Source organism: Mariniflexile sp. HNIBRBA6329 (assembly GCF_043558645.1).
Taxonomy (GTDB): domain Bacteria; phylum Bacteroidota; class Bacteroidia; order Flavobacteriales; family Flavobacteriaceae; genus Mariniflexile.
The window spans coordinates 1-19252 of the sequence record NZ_JBIFXS010000009.1; the positions used below are offsets into that span (position 1 = coordinate 1).

Consider the following 19252-nt stretch of genomic DNA (forward strand, 5'->3'; position numbering starts at 1 on the left):
GTCAATCCTAAATTAAACAGCTCATTTAAACCAAAAACCACACTGTTTTCCAAGGCTGCAGAAGAGGACATGCCGGCGCCTCCAGGGATGTCGCCACCAAAAGCAATATTGAAATTGCCCAAAGTTTTGCTTCTTTTTTGAATTTCGGCAACAACTCCAAGTATGTAATTTTGCCAACTACCCTGTGCCAGTGGTTTAATCTCATTAAGAGAAAATTCTATGGTTTCGTCTTTATCGGCAGCAAAAGCCATTGAGGTTTTTGCATCGCTTTTTTGGATGCCAGCCACAATACCTTTATCTACGGCAGCGGGAAAAACGAAACCATCGTTGTAATCGGTGTGTTCACCAATAATATTGATCCGTCCTGGGGAAAATATCATAAGAGGTTCTGCTTGGAACTTCTTAATAAAGCTGTTTTTAATGGTGTTGATTAATGTTGTGTTCATGTTTGATTTTATAATTAGTTACAATGAATTTCTTAGTTTTAGGTTGTTGGCGTTTTCTATTTGTAGTTGTTCTTTGTTAAGTATCATTTTTGCCAAACGTTCTCCCATGTTGTTGAAATTGGTAGAGATGGTTGTAATGCCACCTTCAACAATTTCCTTTAGAAGTGTGTCATTGTAAGAAATGATTCCTATGTCTTTTGAAAGCGTAAATTCTTTTTCCTTAATTTTTTTGATAGCTATTAATAGGCTTTTGTCATCAGGTATTATATAGACCTCACCTTTATTTAAGTCCTTATTTTGTAAGGAGCTAATAACTTCGTTTGCAATAGTGTTTAATTGACAAAAATCTTTGAATCCTTTTAGCATGCCTTGGGGCTGCCTATTGTGGTCAAAAAGAAGAATGATTTTTTTATAATGCTGAATGTATGGTAATGCCTTGTTTAGGTTGTTGAAAATATCTTTTTCAAAATTTTGATAGATACCTGAATATTCAGATAGTTCGGGGTGTGTTTGGTCTAGAATGTAAACCTTGTCTTTGGGAAGTGCCTCTAAAACCAAATGGGTGTTCTTTAAATTGGCTGGCATAATCACGTAATGGTTGTAAGCGCCAACGTTTTCTTGGATCAATTTACTGAACATGTCTTCATTAAAATGATGGAAATAGGTGTCTACACGAACGTTTTCTCCAAGATTATTAATAAATGAAGTATATAAATCTTCTTTAAATGAATTGAGTTCGTCAAACAATAAAAATACTTTTTGGGAAACTTCAATATTGTCATTTATAAGGTAATAGCCCTTTCCCACTACAGATTGGATGATGCCTCTATTTTTTAATTCGTTAAAGGCCATCAAAACCGTGTCCCTAGAAAGTTTGTGAGCATCTCTAATACTGTTTAAAGAAGGTAGTTGATCTCCTTTTTTTAAAGTACCAGAAACTATAGCATCTTCAATGGAAGCTATAATCTGCTTGTATTTAGGGATGCTTATTTGTTTTTTTACACGAATCATGCTCATGTGGCAAAGGTAAAAAAAATAATTAAATAAAAAACTAGTAGGTACTGGTATGTTTTATTCATTTTTTCATATATTTGAGAACTTAAATACCATGACTTTCTTAATGGATAGGTAATTCTAATTCTATCTTTAAGATTTAAGTTCTTAACTAATTATTTAACTGACTAATAACTATGACAAATGGATTTGAATTTTGGGACTATGCTGTGTTTGTGGCATATGCTATACTGATATTAGGTGTAGGTCTATGGGTGTCTCGCGATAAGGCAGGGCATGAGAAAAATGCTGAAGACTATTTTTTAGCTAGTAAATCGCTACCGTGGTGGGCCATTGGAACCTCGTTAATAGCGGCCAATATTTCGGCAGAACAATTTATTGGTATGTCCGGTTCTGGGTTTGCATTGGGATTGGCCATAGCCTCCTACGAATGGATGGCAGCTATAACTTTAATAATAGTAGGTAAATATTTTTTACCCATTTTTATAGAAAAAGGACTTTATACCATTCCTGAATTTGTAGAGAAACGATTCTCCACCAATCTTAAAACTATATTAGCGGTATTTTGGATAGCGCTTTATGTATTCGTAAATCTTGCTTCTGTATTGTACCTAGGAGGTTTAGCAATAGAAACCATCATGGGCGTGGATATGATGTATGCCGTATTAGGTTTAGCATTATTTGCTGCGGCTTATTCATTGTACGGTGGATTATCCGCTGTTGCCTGGACAGATGTGATACAAGTAGTGTTTTTAGTTTTAGGTGGTTTGGCTACCACTTATTTAGCTTTGAATACGGTGTCGGGAGGCGAAGGAATGCTAGCAGGTTTTTCTAAAGTAGTAGAAGCAGCTCCAGAAAAATTCCACATGATACTGGATGAATTTGATGCAGATGGAAGTACCAATGCAAATTATTTAAATTTACCAGGGATCTGGGTACTTATTGGAGGTTTATGGGTTGCCAATATTTACTACTGGGGCTTCAATCAATATATTATCCAAAGAACTTTAGCGGCAAAATCTTTAAAAGAATCCCAAAAGGGTATTTTGCTTGCAGCAGGGTTAAAGATCATAATTCCTTTAATTGTTGTAATTCCAGGAATAGCAGCTTATGTTATGGTGAACGACCCATCCATCATGGCAGGTCTAGGTGAAGCAGGACAATTGAGTATGCCCTCTACTGGGCAAGCTGATAAAGCATATCCTTGGTTGTTGCAGTTTTTGCCAACAGGACTTAAAGGTGTGGCTTTTGCTGCTTTAGCTGCTGCCATTGTATCCTCTTTAGCATCCATGTTAAATTCAACATCAACCATCTTTACCATGGATATTTATAAACAATACATCAATAAAAATGCGAATGATAAAACTACTGTAAACGTAGGGCGTATATCGGCAGCTGTAGCATTGATAATAGCCGTTATAATGGCACCGCTTTTAGGCGGCATCGATCAGGCGTTTCAGTTTATTCAGGAATGGACCGGTGTTGTGAGCCCTGGTATATTGGCCGTATTTATTTTAGGCTTGTTCTGGAAGAAAACAACAAACAATGCTGCTATTTGGGGAGCACTTTTATCGATTCCAATAGCATTGTTATTAAAATATATACCTATTGAAGCGTTAAAGCCTTGGATGCACCAAATGGGATTGACCGCAGTATTTACGATGTTGGTTATTGTAGTTATGAGCTACCTTCAAAATAAAGGAAAAGATGATGAAAAGGGCATAGATTTGTCTAAAGATTTATTTAAAACGACACCATTGTTCAACATTGGGTCTTTTGTAGTATGCATTATTACGGCGGCTTTATATTGCCTGTTTTGGTAACAGTGCATTCAATTGATATTTAAATTAAAGAAAACATAATGATACAAAAAGTAGTAGTAACAGGTGGGTTGGGTTTTATTGGCTCGCATGTTGTTGTTGAGCTTCAAAATGAAGGATTTGAAGTTGTTATAATAGATAATCTTTCAAATTCATCAATAGATGTTTTAAAAGGCATTACCGCAATTACGGGGAAACAGCCACTGTTTGAAAAACTGGATTTGCGAGAGAAAGAATCGGTAATCGATTTTTTTAAAAGACATCATGATATTATAGGGGTTATTCATTTTGCGGCTTCTAAAGCAGTGGGTGAAAGTGTAAACCTTCCATTGTTGTATTATGAAAATAACTTGAATACGCTCATCTACATTTTACAGGAACTTCAAAAAAAGGAAGCTGCTAATTTCATTTTTAGCTCATCATGTACTGTTTATGGTCAAGCAGATACCTTGCCAATTACAGAATCAGCTCCCATAAAAGAAGCTGAATCTCCATACGGAAACACCAAACAAATAGGTGAGGAAATTATAAGGGACACGTGCAAGGTAACGGATACATTAAACGCCATTGCACTGAGATACTTTAACCCGATAGGCGCCCATGAATCGGCAAAAATTGGAGAATTGCCCATTGGTACGCCTCAAAATCTGGTGCCTTTTATTACACAGACTGGTATAGGATTACGAGAACAACTATCCATTTTCGGAAATGATTATCCAACAGAAGATGGTACCTGTATTCGTGACTACATTCATGTGGTCGATTTGGCCAAAGCCCACGTAGCTGCTCTAAAGCGCCTTATTAATGGAAATAATACTGATAATTATGAGGTTTTTAATATTGGGACAGGCAAAGGCTCATCGGTACTGGAAGTGATTACCGCGTTTGAAGATGTTTCTAATAAAAAACTTAATTACAAAATAGTTGACCGACGAGAAGGTGATGTTATTGCAGCTTATGCAGATACATCAAAAGCCAATAAAGTATTGGGTTGGAAATCAAAATTAAACCTAAGGGACGCTTTGGCTTCAGCATGGAAATGGGAACAGCGTATTAAATAATTTAGTTCTATTCTGATTTAGTATAAACTGACTAAGTTTCTACCTTTATTCGAACAAAATTTATGACTCTTTGTTGCAAATCCAGATTAAGAGATATTTGTAAAAGAAACAGTAAATCAATATTTAAATTTTTCACCATTATTTGAGTATTAATATTTTTGATTTCTTAAAGAAGATTTTCTGATAATTAATTCTGGCGTTAAAACCACATGCTTTTCAGATTTTACATTTTTGTTGTTTTCTAGTTCTTCTAAAAAAATGTTAGCTGCTATTTTTCCCATTTCTAATGGGGATTGGTTAACTGATGTAATGGGTAATTCCATGAAGCTCGAAAATGGCTCGTTGCTAAAACCGACAACACAGATGTCTTCTGGAACTTTAAGATTATGAGCCTTAATTTCTTGAATGGCACCTAATGCTAGATAGTCATGGATAGCAAATATGGCATCAGGTGGATTATTCATTTCTAAAAGCTTTTTTGTGGTTTTTCTGCCTTCTAGCACCTTATATGGCGTTTCTATTACTAGACTTTCATCATAATCGAGCCCATAATCCAACAAGGCTTGTCTATAACCTAAATACCTGTTTTTAAAAATTTGTAATAAATGATTATTGGTTAAATGAGCAATACGTTTACAACCTTGTTCTATTAAATGTTTCGTAGCGTCGTAGGCACCTTTGTAATCATCAACTACAACAGAACTTATTCCCTTAATATCTTTTTTTCTGTCGAAAAATATAAAAGGTATATTTTTCTTTACTAAACCCTTAAAGATTTCAGTATTGTCTATATCTGAATTAGAAACAGACATAAAAATACAGTCTATTTGAATATCTAGCAAAGAGTTAATGTTCTTAACTTCTAAATCTCCTTTGTCATAGGTTTGGCTAATAATTACATGATATCCATGAGGGTTTAAAGTTTCTTCAATTCCCCTTATAGCAGCTCCAAAAAAATCAATATCTATTTTAGGTACAATAACTGCAACATTATAGCTTTTACCGCTTTTTAAGGCTTGGGCAAATCTATTTTGTGTGTAATTCATTTCTGCAGCAGTATCTGAAATAAGTTTACGCGTTTTGATGCTTATTTTTGTACTACCGTTTAATGCTCTGGATACAGTAGCAGCAGTCAGATTCAGTTTTTCTGCTATGTCATAAATTGTTGTTTTTTTAGCCATTGACTACTAAGGAATAATTTATCAAAAATATTAATTAACCATATAAAGTGCATCCTGTCCTGTCATGGAGAATATGATTTTAGTTAACGGTTTTTTTTAATTTTTCAAATTGAATTTATTTTATAAACCTTTAACATAGAATTTAAAATTTATAACGTTTTGAAATTAAAGTAAGCTCTAAAAAAGTAATATGATTTTTTCAATTTTGTTTACATTTATTCTATCTTTACTTTAGATTGAAAGTGAAAATGCAACAAACTAGTTCAAGCAAAAAGGTAGCAATATACACACCTTAATGTTTGGTTTATTTGTAAAGTATTGAAATTATGACATTTACATAATGGGTTTGAATTCAGTCGATGAATAAAAGACTTAATTTTAAATTTATACCCCTGTAATTATTAAGATTTGCGGGGTTTTTGTTGCAAGTCCAATATTTTTATCATCATTATTAAGTGCAAAAAGAAAAGAGTTACCAAAAACAGGATGATTTAAACTTTAGCTATAGGTGTTCCTTTAATTCCTTCTTCTACAAGCCAAGCAATAAACTTAGCAAAAGGCTTAATATCGTTATCAACACTAGCTTTTTCTAAAGCGTTCATGTATGTATTACGCTCCTCTACTGGTATCACAGTCCAAGGATAGCCTCCAGAGGCCAACATGGTATTCATTAAAAAGCGTCCCATCCTACCGTTGCCATCTTTATACGGATGGATATAAACAAAAATAAAGTGCCCTAAAACAGCTCTAACGCCAGCATGGGTTTCATTTGTTAATAACTCAAATAATTCAGGCATAGTGTCTCTTACCGCTGCTACGTTTAGTGGTACATGTTTTGATTTTCCAATATATACTTGATCATTCCGATAGCCTGCAAGGTCTGATATTTTTAGTATACCTGTGGTTACGCTAGGTGCAAATAATTGCCGATACCAATCTCCATGATCTTCATCTGCGACACTTCCAGAATTTTCATTGTTAAGTATGAGCTTCAAGCTATTTCTCACTCGCTGTGTTGCTAACCAATATCCTCTGGCGGCCATGGCATCTCTTTGTTTTCTATCTTCTTCGTTTTCTTCTGGATTCCATGCGCCACTTCTTACCCTCTCAATCAATCCGGGCGTTACTCGATAGCGTTCAATGGATAATGAATGGTAGGCATCCGTAACATACATATCTTCTACGGCTTTCATATAGTTTTCATGATCATTAGCTAGTCCAGGTTCTTTTGGAAATATTTTTATCACCTCTTCTCGCGTGGTAAACCACATCAGTCTAATTCTGTTTACATATGGGGATTTGTCGCGTATGGATAAAGCAACTGGAGGAGGTGTTTCAAATGGGTCTTCTTCTCGCACATCATAACTGGCTGTTTTCATGGTTTTTATAATTTCATCAGCGATACGAAATCTACCAATGTTTCTAAAAGCACCAGCAAGTCTTCCAGCAATCTTTGTGTGTCCGCCTTCTAATAGAATTTTCAATATTTCAGACGAATCTTGTATCATAGCTAATGCTGTACGTATTTCAATTGAACTTTGCTTAAACATTGTTGGTGTACAATTTACAAGCGAGGATGCGAGATTTAGCATCCGAATATTGTCTTTGGTTTCTATTTCAGCTTTATTAGGTAGCGTAGACTTCATACTGAAAAGAGATGTACCATGTATTAAAGGCGTTATTGCATTTGTACTCTTTATCGTTCTTATAATAAGTTGTTGGGGTACCGCGTTATTGCCAGCATGTATTTGTAGGGATTGTTCTGCTGAAATGCAATAGTCTTGGCCAAAGCGGTCTTCTAAATAGCGTGCACAAAAATTCCAATAGGATGCATACCATGATGTGCTATCTCCTTTTTGCTCATCAGGAGGTACTATGATATACCATCCTTGCATAACTTCTTTTATAAAACCATGCTCTATTAGGCGTTCCCGATTTAGCCTGCTCAAATCCTTAGTTTTAATAGCTGTATATCCCTGATCTTGTAACTTTTTTAGTTTTTCTAAAGATTGGGCTAATTTTTCTTGCGGTGTTGCCATCTTGTTTTTCTTAAATCATAAATATTCAAATACTATAGTGGTGTATACCAATTAGATTTTTGCGATGTGCATATATTAGATTTTTAAGTTGTGCATATGTTAGAATATTGTGTTGTGCAAATATTAGATTTTTAAGTATTAAAACCAAATAAATGCCTAATTTATTATAATTTAGGGCAAAATGAAAATAAATAATATTGTATAATATGTTTGTGGACTTAATATATTGTACTGGACAAAAATTTGCAAGATTTAGAGTTACATAAATTAACTTTGAATCATGAAAAAAAATAGAAATTAAAACGCATCATTTAAACAAAAGGATCGTCTAAATCTATGGGACCTGATAAGTTTATGTTATTTCAAAATTTTAAAATTCATATAGTTTCTGCATTTGTAGATAATATTTAGTTCATTTTATTTACTTTTGAACTTTAGAAAGCTAAAACAGTATATTTCGGTGTCTTAATAGGTGTCCTAATTTGAAATTTAACACTTATTTAATTGATATAAAGGTAGTTGAATCAGGTGTTTTAAATCCTGTCATCCCGACTTTTTTACAAATACATATTCACTTAAAATGTGTTTTTAATAGGCAGAAACTCCTAAACAAAGTGGGGGTATATACTTCCCACTACTTCCTTAAAACTTCAAATTATAATCCTTTTAGGCATAAGAGGGTATACCATGAATTAAAATGTATTACTATGAAGATTAATATATTATACATTTTGGAAAGGAGTAGAATTAACCAACTAGGAGAATGTCCAACAAGATGTAGGGTTACATATCCCGACTTTTTGTTGCAATTCCAATGTAAAGACTTAATGACCCCATATGTTTTATCTTATAGAGCTAAAACACAGTATAAAAAAGCCCCACATTTTTGCATTTATTTATTGCAAAGATGCGGGGTTCTTCAAACTAACTTTTTTAAATCACGTCTATTTAATAACGATCTTAATTAGGCTAGACTTATCTTTTTCAATTACCTTAAGAAAATAAAGGCCTGAATTATATGCATCTACTGAAATTAATAACTCTTTTTCCATCACAGATTCTTTTGCATAAAGCAACTGTCCAGTAGTTGAGTAAAACAAAACTGTAGCCCCTCTTCCTTGTTGACCAAAATTAACACGAAGATTATCATATGTAGGGTTTGGATAAACTAGTAGGGTTTGCTCTTCCTCTGTACTGTTGCTTGATAAAGAAGATTCTTTTGATTTACCTCTTGAAATGGAGCCTGTATTATCATAACTATATACTCCTAATTCATAGATTTCAACGGTTTTGCCATAATAACTGTTGGCAACATACACTCTAACATACCTTGCTTGGAAAGAAACATTATGGATATCAGTACCTCCGTTGCCATTATTAATATAAGTCTCTGTAGTCCAACTAACGTCGTCCTCACTATATTCTATAGCATAAGTAATACCATAAGAAGAACCCCAGTCTATAGTTACATTACTAACATTTATTGGTTGCCCTAAATCTATCCTAATCCATTGCGGCATGCCATTTTTACTTTCCCAATATGTAGAACCAATACCATCATTAGCATATGCTTCTTCACGACCTCCTTTTGATGTCGAAGCCAAAATTGGTTGAGACAAACCAACATTGGAACTCACAGGTGTTACTGTAGAAAACGCAACAGTTTCACTGAATGCTGACTGGTTTCCTGCAGCATCTTTCGCTACTACAGCAACCTCATAGGTAGTACTGTGGCTCAAACTATTTAATGTTGTTGCATTACTAGATACAGAAGAATGATACGCTCCGTTAAGAAAAACTTCATATTCTTGTACCCCCACATTGTCAGTAGAAACCTCCCAATTTACATCTGCACTAATCTCAGTTATATTAGACACTGATAAATTCTGTGGAATTGTTGGCGCCGTTGCGTCAAGTGTTGATTTAGTAATTGAGTTACTTGCATCGGAAACGTTCTCTGCATTATCTTTAGCGGTAACATAAAATTCATATGAAGTAGCTTCTTCTAACCCAGTTACGGAAATATTGCTTTCAGTTGATGATGCATAAAAATTTCCATCAACATAAACATCATATCCAGTTACACCTACATTATCTGATGAAGTATCCCAGCTAAGGTTTATACTATTCTTAGTTGCTCCATTTGCTGCAAGGTTAGCAGGGGTTGTTGGGGGGGTTCTGTCTAGCGTTGTTTCACTAATGGTTTCACTATTTTCAGAAACATTCCCAGCGTCATCTGTAGCGTTAACATAAAATGAATATGTAGTTGCTTCCGATAGCCCTTCAACCGAGATAAACGTTTCTGCTACATTAGTATAAAGCTCCCCGTCTATATATATACTGTACCCTACAACACCGACATTATCCGATGATGCATCCCAACTCAAATCAATACTATTTTCAGTTACATTATTAGATTTCAGATTTTTAGGAACTGACGGTGCAGTTTCATCCGCGCCACTGATAGTTGAAGCGGTAATTATATTACTGCTTTCAGACACATTGCCTGCTGCATCTTTTGCCAGCACATAAAATTGATAGGCGGTCGACTCCTCCAATCCTGTGACTGACGCAATCGTATCATTTACTGTCGTGTAAAGTGAGCTGTCCACATAAACATCGTAGCCCGTTACTTTAACATTGTCGGTTGAGGCATCCCAGTTAAGGTCTATGCTGCTTTCCGTAATGTTTGAAGCCATTAAATTTTCTGGTGCTGATGGAGCAACGGTATCAAGGTTCTCCTCCGGTTCGGTGTAGTTTGCTTCTCCATTTTCGTTCTGCGCTTCAGTAATGGGTGCTACCAATTCATTTAGGTAAACTTCCACATTCGTATAAATTCCGCTAATTGTTTTAATACTTCCGTCATTTGGATTGGAACTATCCAAACCATGCATATCCTCCCAACTGTCTGGCATTCCGTCATTGTCAGAGTCTTGAGGAGCTGGTTCTGAATTATAAGCTGGCCATCCTCCAACATCATTTTGAGTATCTATAAGCCCATTGGTACTACCATTAGAACCTTCAAACGTATATGTACCCGATAATGTTTCCTCTGTTATTCTTAAATCTACATCATCACGTTTGTGGCTTGTACCAGCATATTGAAGTACCTGATTGAAAGTCGCCACGGCTGTATGGGTCGTTATTTGTCCTTTATCAAATTCAGTAGATGACTTAAGCTCTTCTTTATCTTTTGAAGAAGGGTTAGGATGTATACCGATCCAATTATCATTAATAACAGGCTGGCTTTCATTCATATAATTCCCATCTACATAAAATACACCCCATACGCCAGGAAGCTGGTTGTTGGTTCCGCCGTCTGCATTTGGTGAAAATATACGCTCACTTGTATTTGAACTTGTTGCTGGACCAGGCTTGTAATAGTTATTTACTAAATTATAAGACCCTCCTTCACCAGCATAACCACTGTTGGCGCCCCAATTGTAAATTACATTGTTTCTAAAATCCACAATCTCAAGTTCGGGTAAATTAGAATATCTACTTCCGTTCAATCTCGGGTTACGACTATCATGGTGTGCTAAAAGATTATGGTGAAAACTTGCTTTTTTACCTCCCCATATACCGCCATAACCATGCTGTCCTTTCCCATGCACAGAATTCCTTAAACTTTCGGATAGAATACACCATTGCATAGTAAAGTTTGTATTATCATAAAACGATGAGCATTCATCGGTGCTCCAACTCATAGAACAATGATCAATAATAATGTTTTGGTTGTTTCTTCCCCAAATGGCATCATTCTCAGCTTGAGCTTCATCACCCATCCTAAATCTCACATATCTGATGATAACGTTATCAGCTCCCACATAAACGGCATGATTCTTAATCGCGATTCCATCACCTAGTGCAGATTGTCCAGCTATAGTAATATCACTATTACTAATATTTAGGGTAGATTGTAATTCTATAATTCCAGATACCTTAAACATTACAATTCTAGGACCAGAAGCGCTTACGGCTGCCCGAAGACTTCCAGGACCTGAGTCGTTTAGATTGGTTACATAAATTACTTGACCGCCTCTACCACCGGTAGTGAAACGACCGTGGCCTTCAGCTCCTGGAAATGCTGGTTCTGGTGTAAAAACAGGAAGTTCTACAGTAATTCTTCCAGACTTAGATGCTTGGTTGATACCACCAACAGTAGTAATCGTATAGTCGAATGAGCCTACTTCTGAGGGCATTCCGCTGATGTGCACTTCCTGTCCATCATTGTCTATATCAGCACTTACACCTGAAGGGAGACCTTCTACAATTACAGTAACTGCATTGGTCCATCTGTAATAAAAGGGGGTAATCATAGTGTTTAATTCTACAGTCTGTCTAGACGAGCCAGAACCGTGCTTGGTCATTGTCGCTTCATTAACTCCAAGAACAGTAAAGGTTCCATTTTTTGTGGCCGTATTGAGACCTCCAACAGTTGTAATGGTATAATTAAATGTTCCTGCCTCTGTTGGAGAGCCACTAAAGCTTACTTGTCTTAATTCATTGTTAATGTCAACATTTATACCATTTGGAACTCCTGCCACTTCTACTGTATCTGCATTTAACCATCTATAATAGAAATCTTGTATAGGAGCCCCTAAAACTGTTGTTTGGGACGACCCTCCTGCACCATGCTTAATCAACTCTGCTTGTTCTGTATAATTAACTGTAAAGGTTCCATTTTTAGTTGCTGTAGCTCCGCCACCAACAGTTTCAATTGTATAAGGATATTCTCCTCCTTCGGTTGGAGTTCCGCTAAATGACACCGTTTTAGCCGTATTATCTATTACTATATCAATTCCCGTAGGAATTCCAGTTACTTTTACGGTACTTGCATTTTTCCATGAATAATAGAAATCTTCAATAGGTGAATTTTGATCAACCGTTTGTGACGAAGACCCTGTTCCATGTTTTGTTAGTGTCGCAATTTCTCCATTACCTGAGCCTGGGCCTACAGGATCCCAACCATCATTACCAGCTAACACAACTGCTCTTTCATAAAGCGGTGCTTCCTCATCTGTCATGGCTCTAAGACCTGCCCAGTTAGCTCTTCCGCTCATATCTGCCCCAGGCCCTACATTTTGATATTCATATAATTCTAATTTATCAGAAGTAGAAGCATATGCCATATTCCACTCATCGCCCCAACCTTCTGGATGAATCATGCTAGTCATATTACAATATAACCAACTTGTTTTAGGGTATTCTTGCCATGGACGACCAAATCTTATTAAATTGCCATCATCACCAGCTCTTGGGCTGTTATCTGCATAAGTTAGATTACATTCATAAAAAACGAAGCCGTATTTTTGGTTTTCTGGTGTTGAAGGTGCTGTAATCCAAGCACCACCCCAGCTTCTAAGCTCGCATCGGTAAAAGAAATCTATTCCTCCTCCATAAATGTAATCTGTTCGACCTGTAATCAAACAACCTTCAAAATAAGCACGTTTCCCTTCGTTCCAGAACCAGATAGTATCTTGATAGCCTAAAAGATCACAATTAATAAAAACAATTTTATCCCCTCTAATCGTCATAGCTTGAGCTTGCCCAACGGGGCCAGCCGTATTTTGAACGGTAAGGTTTTCTCCTTGAAAGCCATCACCTACTATGGTTAGTGTAGCTGCCGTTCTCATATTTTCAACAGACCATTTCAAGTTTTCTTCTACAGGACAAGTTGGTTGTCCACATGTATAGGTGTGATAGCTAATTACAGTTTCTTTTCTACTTTCACCTCTAAATGTGATGTTTTTCTTATCAGCAGGCACAAATAATTTTTCAGTATCATAGAGTCCATTTTTAATATAAATCACGGTTCTTTGAGCACTATTGCTCGGAACAGCATCAATGGCTGGCTGAATTGTCAAATAATCTCCAGATCCATCTTGAGCTACTATAATATCTGCAAAAACATTAGGGTTTGTTTCGGCTATAGTAGAAGTGGTATGAATATTACTGCTTTCGGAAAGGTTTCCCGCAGCATCTTTTGCTTTTACAAAAAAATCGTACGAGGTAGATGGTTCAAGTCCAGATACTGTTTCTGTAAGGCCTGTGACAGTACTATAATATGCATTATCCAAAAACACGTCATACCCAGTTACTCCAACATTATCGTTGGAATTCGTCCAACTTAGGTCTATACTTGTAGCCTCTACACTGGAAGCGAAAAGATTAGTTGGTGCAGATGGTGCCTCGGTATCGATAGTCTCGCCTGCAAGAGGATTCCAATTTCCAAGAACAACCGCCATCTCATATAATGGAGCTTCCTCATCAGTTAGTGCTCTTAGTCCTGCCCAATCAGCACGACCGCTCATATCAGCACCAATTCCTCTATTTTGATATTCATAAAGTTCAAGGCTATCCGAAGTTGCAGAATATTCCATACTCCACTCATCACCCCAGCCTTCTGGATGAATCTTATCGGTCATATCACAATAAAGCCAGGTCACTTTTGGGTACTCGTGCCATGGCCTCCCCAATCTAACTAGGTTACCATCATCGCCCGATCTTGGGCTATTGTATGCATAGGTCAGGTCACAGTCGTAAAATACAAAGCCATATTTTTGATTGCCTGGTGTGGAAGGAGCTGTAATCCATCCTCCTCCAAAGCTGCGAATTTCACATTGATAGAAAAAATCGATTCCGCCACCATAAATATAATCTGTACGACCCTCAATAAGACAACCTTGAAAATAGGCACGTTTCCCTTCGTTCCAAAACCACACCGTATCTTGATAGGCTTTAATATCGCAATTAATAAAAGTGGTTTTATCTCCTCGAATGGTAAGGGCTTGAGCCTGACCAACAGGTCCTGCAGTATTCCGAACAGTTAGGTTTTCTGCACGAAAACCATCAGCAATAATGGTCATGGCAGCTGCTGTTAGCATATTGTCAACAGACCATTTAACATATTCCTCTGTAGGACATATCGCTTGATTTGTGCAATTGTAAGTATGGTAACTTATAATTGTTTCTGTTCTACTTTCCCCTATTAAGGTAATGTTTTTCTTTTCTGCAGGAATGAACAGCTTTTCGCCATCATACAGTCCATTTTTGATATAAATCACTGTTTTTTCCGAACTGTTGTCTGGAACCGCGTCAATAGCTGGCTGAATAGTTAGAAAATCTCCAGACCCATCCTGTGCGACAATAATGTCGGTGTCTGCGGGTTGTGCATAAATGTCCCAAGTGGTGAACAAGGACAGTAAAAAAATGCAACTGGTTAGTAGTAAATTTTTCATCTTTAGTTTAGTTTTATTTTTAATTTATTGTCTTGATGAATGAAATCCATTTTTTAGATATATAATTGTTCTATTTGTCGTTCTTTAACCTTTCTAATTAGGTGGTTACTTTTCTAGGATTCTTGAGCGTTTACTAAACGGAACGGTTTCTTTCATCATACTTGTGCTAAGTAACGCTAAAAGGATTTACTTATGTTTTTGATATGTTACTAAAGATTCAACGGAGGTTACAACAAGCTGAAACAAGCACAAATCTTTTATTTTTAGATGATTTTACTTATTAAAATATAATTAAAGCTGAAAATAAATACAACTATTAAGAGGTTTCTTTGGTTAGTTTTTTAACATAAGCTTTTGGTGATTCTTTATAGTGTTTTTTGAAAGTTGTATTAAATGAACTAGGCGAAGAGAATCCTGTCATATAAGCAACTTCTGATACGGTGTAATTTCCAGTTTTTATCAAAGCTATTGACTTTTTCAACCTAATGGAGTAAATGAGTTCCAATGGGCTTTGATTAATTAGGTATTTAAGTTTCCGAAATAGATGCACCCTACTTAGTCCAAGTTCTTCTGCAAGTTTCTCTACACTAAATTCCTGATTAGAAATATTTACTTCAATTATTTCTTTACATTTAATAAGTAACTCTTTTTCTCGATTATATGTAGGTGGATCAGAAGGTTGGATTGAAATGCTTTTTTCAAAATATTTTCTTAATCGTATTTGTCTCTTTAAGAGATTTTCCACTTTTGCAACCAATATATCAGAATAGAATGGTTTAAGAACATAATCATCAGCTCCAACATTTATACCTTTCATTTGATCGGATGTGGTTGTTTTCGCTGTAAGCATCAAAACAGGGATATGGCTTGTTTGAAAATTCCCTTTTATTTCTCTACAGAAAGTCAACCCATCCATTACAGGCATCATAACATCAGAGATAATTAGGGAAGGCTGTGATTTTTGGTTAGCAAATTCCAATCCCTCTTTACCATTGTTGGCAATAATTACCTTGTAATCAGAAAACAGTTCTTTAAGTAAATTTTGTATTTCCAAATCGTCCTCTACAACAAGGATTTCTTGAACATTCTCATTTTGAATTGAAATGGGATCTTCGGACTGTTCAAATGTTATTTGAGCAGTTTCATCTTCAACCTCTTGATGTGAAATATTAGCATGCGATATTGGCAACACCTGTAATTCTTCAACATAATTCAGGGGAATTTCAACTGTAAAAATACTGCCCTTTCCTTCTTCACTATGCACATAAATTGTTCCGCCATGAAGTTCCACTAGACTTTTTGTTAGTGCAAGTCCAATTCCCGTACCTCTGGAGGTCACTTCCGATTTTGCACGATAAAACCGGTCAAAAATATTTGGTAAATCTTCCTTTGAAATCCCAATACCTGTATCCTTTACTAAGATTAACAATTTATCCCTAGTAGTGGTACTTGTGATAACCAGTTCTATATGACCATGATTTTGAGTGTATTTAATGGCATTACTTAATAAGTTAGAAAGTACCTTGTTTAAAATATTTGGGTCAACCATTGCATTAAACTCAGACAAGTTTGTATTGAAATGGTAATCGATTTTTTTACTTTCGGCCAAAAAGGAAAATTCAGAAAATGTATTGTGGCAATAGTCAATTACTTGTAGAGACTTCGTATTCAACACAATACTGCCGTTTTCTATCTTTCGGAACTCAAGAAGGTCTTCAACAAGGTTCATTAGAGCCTTAACATTTCTTAAAATGGATACTCCGTGTTTCTTTACTTCTTCAATATTACCCTTTTTAATTTTTACTAATTTTTCAGCAGAAGGCAGAATTATTGTAAGCGGTGTTCTAAGCTCATGAGATATATCGGTAAAAAACCTGAGTTTTTCTTCGATAATTTTTTCAGCCTGAGATTTTTCAAGTTTTATAATCTCCAGTTCATGCTTTTTTCTGTCCCGAAAAGTCGTAAACCTTATTATTTGATAAATGGCAAATACAATAAAAATACCATATAAAGCTTTAGCTATTTTAGATAGCCACCATGGGTCTAAAATCTTGAATGAGATTGTTTGCTGATTTTTAGACCAAACCCCATCGCTATTAGCTCCTATCACATCCAACTTATAGTCACCTGGTTTCAAGCTAGCAAACGAGATATTATTGTTGTTGACTAAGTCTATCCAATCCTTTGTGATGCCCTCCAATCTATATTTAAATTTATTATTCTGTGGGTTAGAGTAATCATTAAGAAAAAAATCAAACGAAATATATGACCCATATTTAAAATGATAACCCTCGAGACTTTCCTTAAAATATTCATCTTTTCCTGGAGAAGAAACTGTGATAGACTTGATTGAAGTGGTTGGGGTAAATAAAATTTTGGAAACGCTTTCAGGCTTAAAAAAATTCAAACCTTTATTTCCTCCAAAATAAATATAGCCATTCTTGGACTTAAGAAAGGCTGTATTGTTAAATACCTCTCCCTGTAAACCATACTGTATGCCAAAATCTATTTTGGTTTCCAATTGGCTATCAAATTCATAAATTCCTTTGTTGGTAGATAACCAAAGAACACCAGACTTGCCTTCAATAATGGAAAAAACACCTGTACCGTCAAATACGTGTTTAGAGAAAGAGTATGATTGTTCATTGTAATTTTTCTCTAGTTTTATCAATCCGTTTAAGAGAGTGCCTATCCATATATTTCCTTGGGTGTCTTGTTGAATTGCTCTGATTGCATTTGAAGGCAATCTAAATTTCTTATCTGAATGATCTGTATGATAATGCTTGACAATACCATTTTTAGGTATATATTGAAGAAGTCCGGAATTTTGCGTTCCAATCCATAAATTCTGGTCATTATCAATAAATAAGCTCCTAATATTATCTTCTAAAGCAGGTACATGAATAGGCGGATTTCCAAAAGACTCTTTTTGGGGATCAAAAACAAACAATCCTTTAGTTGTACCAAGCCATAGTTGATTGTTTTTATCTAATATAATTGAATGTGTCGGTTTGAAATTATAATTTTTGAATACTTTTGATTCAGGAAAAAATTTACTCAAACCTTTTACAGTAGCCATCCATATTTCACCAGATTTTTGTTCGGCAAAACCTTCAACTCTATTGTCCCCAATGCCACTTATGTTGCTAGGTTCATGAGTAAAATGAGTTATGTGCTTTCTTTGGGCATCAATAATATTTATTCCACCTTGTCTGGTGCCAATATATAATTTTTTATCGCTACTTTCAAAAACAGCTAAGATACTGCTACTACTAAGCTTAAGCGGGCTACTGGTTGTATTCAGCAATCCAAATGTTTCCAATCTATGATCGTAAATATAAAAGCCTTCATCTTTTGTAGCTACCCATATAAGACCTTGAGAGTCTTGAGTAATACCTCTTATTTGATAAGCCCGAAATCCATTTTCATAAAGTGCTTTATTAGAGATAAACTCATAAGATTTACCATTCTTATAGAATATATAAAGTCCCCTAGAATAAGAGCCAACCCACATGCGACCCCAGTTATCAAGAAAAACATTATGAATCCCCATTCCTGAAAAATGATAGTTTTCATTTAGGAACTCATTGATTTCATACAATTGCTCTTCACTAAATATAAACAAGCCAGAACGCGTACCAATCCAAAGGTTGCCATCAACATCTTCATCCATAGAAGTAACCCTTCCCTGAGCCTCGTTTACTGGCCAGTAACCTATTTTTTTGTAAGTTTCACTTAATTTAAAAAGCCCCTTGTCAGTTCCTACAAAGTATTGACCAGATTTAAGTTGGTAAATGCAGCGAACCGCTGGATCTTTAGAATTCGTAAGCGGAATCCGTCTAAATCGATTGTTAGATTCAAGGAGACATAATCCTTGTCCGGTACCAATTAACAAATCGGCATTTTTATTTTTGAAAATTTGACAAATGTAATTACTCGGAATCGATGTAGGATTTTCTTCGTTATAAAATCGTAAGAAATCCGATTGCGAATGATTATTCAGCGTCTTTTTTCTCTTATTAAGCCCATCTATTGTTCCTATCCAAAGATTTCCCTCTCGGTCTTCACAAATACTATTAATTATATTACTCGAAATTGAATTCTCATTTTCCTGATTAAACTCATACTGTTTGAAACTTTTACCATCAAAAGAAACTAGTCCTTTATATTCAACTCCTAACCACATTAATTCCGATTGGTCTTGATATATAGTTTTTATTGTTTCACCAGGAATGCCATTATTACCATCATATTTTTTAAACCGAATGGCATTAGATTGCTCGAAAACCTGCCCTTCCACAGCAAAATTGGCAGAAATAGTAATTAGAAAGATTAGGCTAATTTTTTTTATTTCGAAATAATTCATTTGTATGAACTAAGGTTTGGGTTAGTAGGTAATTTACAAGCATATAATAACCTAAATTTAATAACTAGTTAAATAAATCTAATT

At 35.5% G+C, this 19252-nt stretch carries 8 protein-coding genes; 2 read left to right on the forward strand and 6 right to left on the reverse strand.

Going from position 1 to position 19252, the window contains the following annotated elements:
- The coding region (locus ACGK9U_RS10885; protein ID WP_394466405.1) for a galactokinase at nt 1–446 on the reverse strand (446 nt) is incomplete at its 3' end.
- Between the two features lie 18 nt (nt 447–464).
- Nucleotides 465–1463: a GntR family transcriptional regulator gene (locus ACGK9U_RS10890; protein ID WP_394466406.1), complete on the reverse strand. Its 999-nt coding sequence runs from the start codon at nt 1461–1463 to the stop codon at nt 465–467.
- 173 nt (nt 1464–1636) lie between these two features.
- Here ACGK9U_RS10890 and ACGK9U_RS10895 point away from each other — a divergent pair, with 173 nt between their 5' ends.
- Nucleotides 1637–3283, forward strand: a complete 1647-nt coding sequence (locus tag ACGK9U_RS10895) for a sodium/sugar symporter (protein WP_394466407.1) — start codon at nt 1637–1639, stop codon at nt 3281–3283.
- Nucleotides 3284–3321: 38 nt separating this feature from the next.
- Nucleotides 3322–4341: a UDP-glucose 4-epimerase GalE gene (galE, locus tag ACGK9U_RS10900; RefSeq protein WP_394466408.1), complete on the forward strand. Its 1020-nt coding sequence runs from the start codon at nt 3322–3324 to the stop codon at nt 4339–4341.
- Nucleotides 4342–4490: 149 nt separating this feature from the next.
- On the opposite strand, the gene ACGK9U_RS10905 is transcribed toward galE, so the two are convergent.
- The 4 genes from ACGK9U_RS10905 to ACGK9U_RS10920 form a co-directional block, all read right to left on the reverse strand.
- Nucleotides 4491–5522, reverse strand: a complete 1032-nt coding sequence (locus ACGK9U_RS10905) for a LacI family DNA-binding transcriptional regulator (RefSeq protein WP_394466409.1) — start codon at nt 5520–5522, stop codon at nt 4491–4493.
- A 491-nt stretch (nt 5523–6013) separates the two neighbouring features.
- Nucleotides 6014–7561 carry a Fic family protein gene (locus ACGK9U_RS10910; RefSeq protein ID WP_394466410.1) on the reverse strand — a complete coding sequence of 516 codons (1548 nt, stop codon included), beginning with the start codon at nt 7559–7561 and terminating at the stop codon, nt 6014–6016.
- A gap of 944 nt (nt 7562–8505) precedes the next feature.
- Nucleotides 8506–14802: a pectinesterase family protein gene (locus tag ACGK9U_RS10915; protein WP_394466411.1), complete on the reverse strand. Its 6297-nt coding sequence runs from the start codon at nt 14800–14802 to the stop codon at nt 8506–8508.
- Nucleotides 14803–15118: 316 nt separating this feature from the next.
- The gene (locus ACGK9U_RS10920) at nt 15119–19168 is read right to left on the reverse strand and encodes a two-component regulator propeller domain-containing protein (protein WP_394466412.1); all 4050 of its coding nucleotides are present in this window, start codon (nt 19166–19168) and stop codon (nt 15119–15121) included.
- Between the last annotated feature and the right edge of the window lie 84 nt (nt 19169–19252).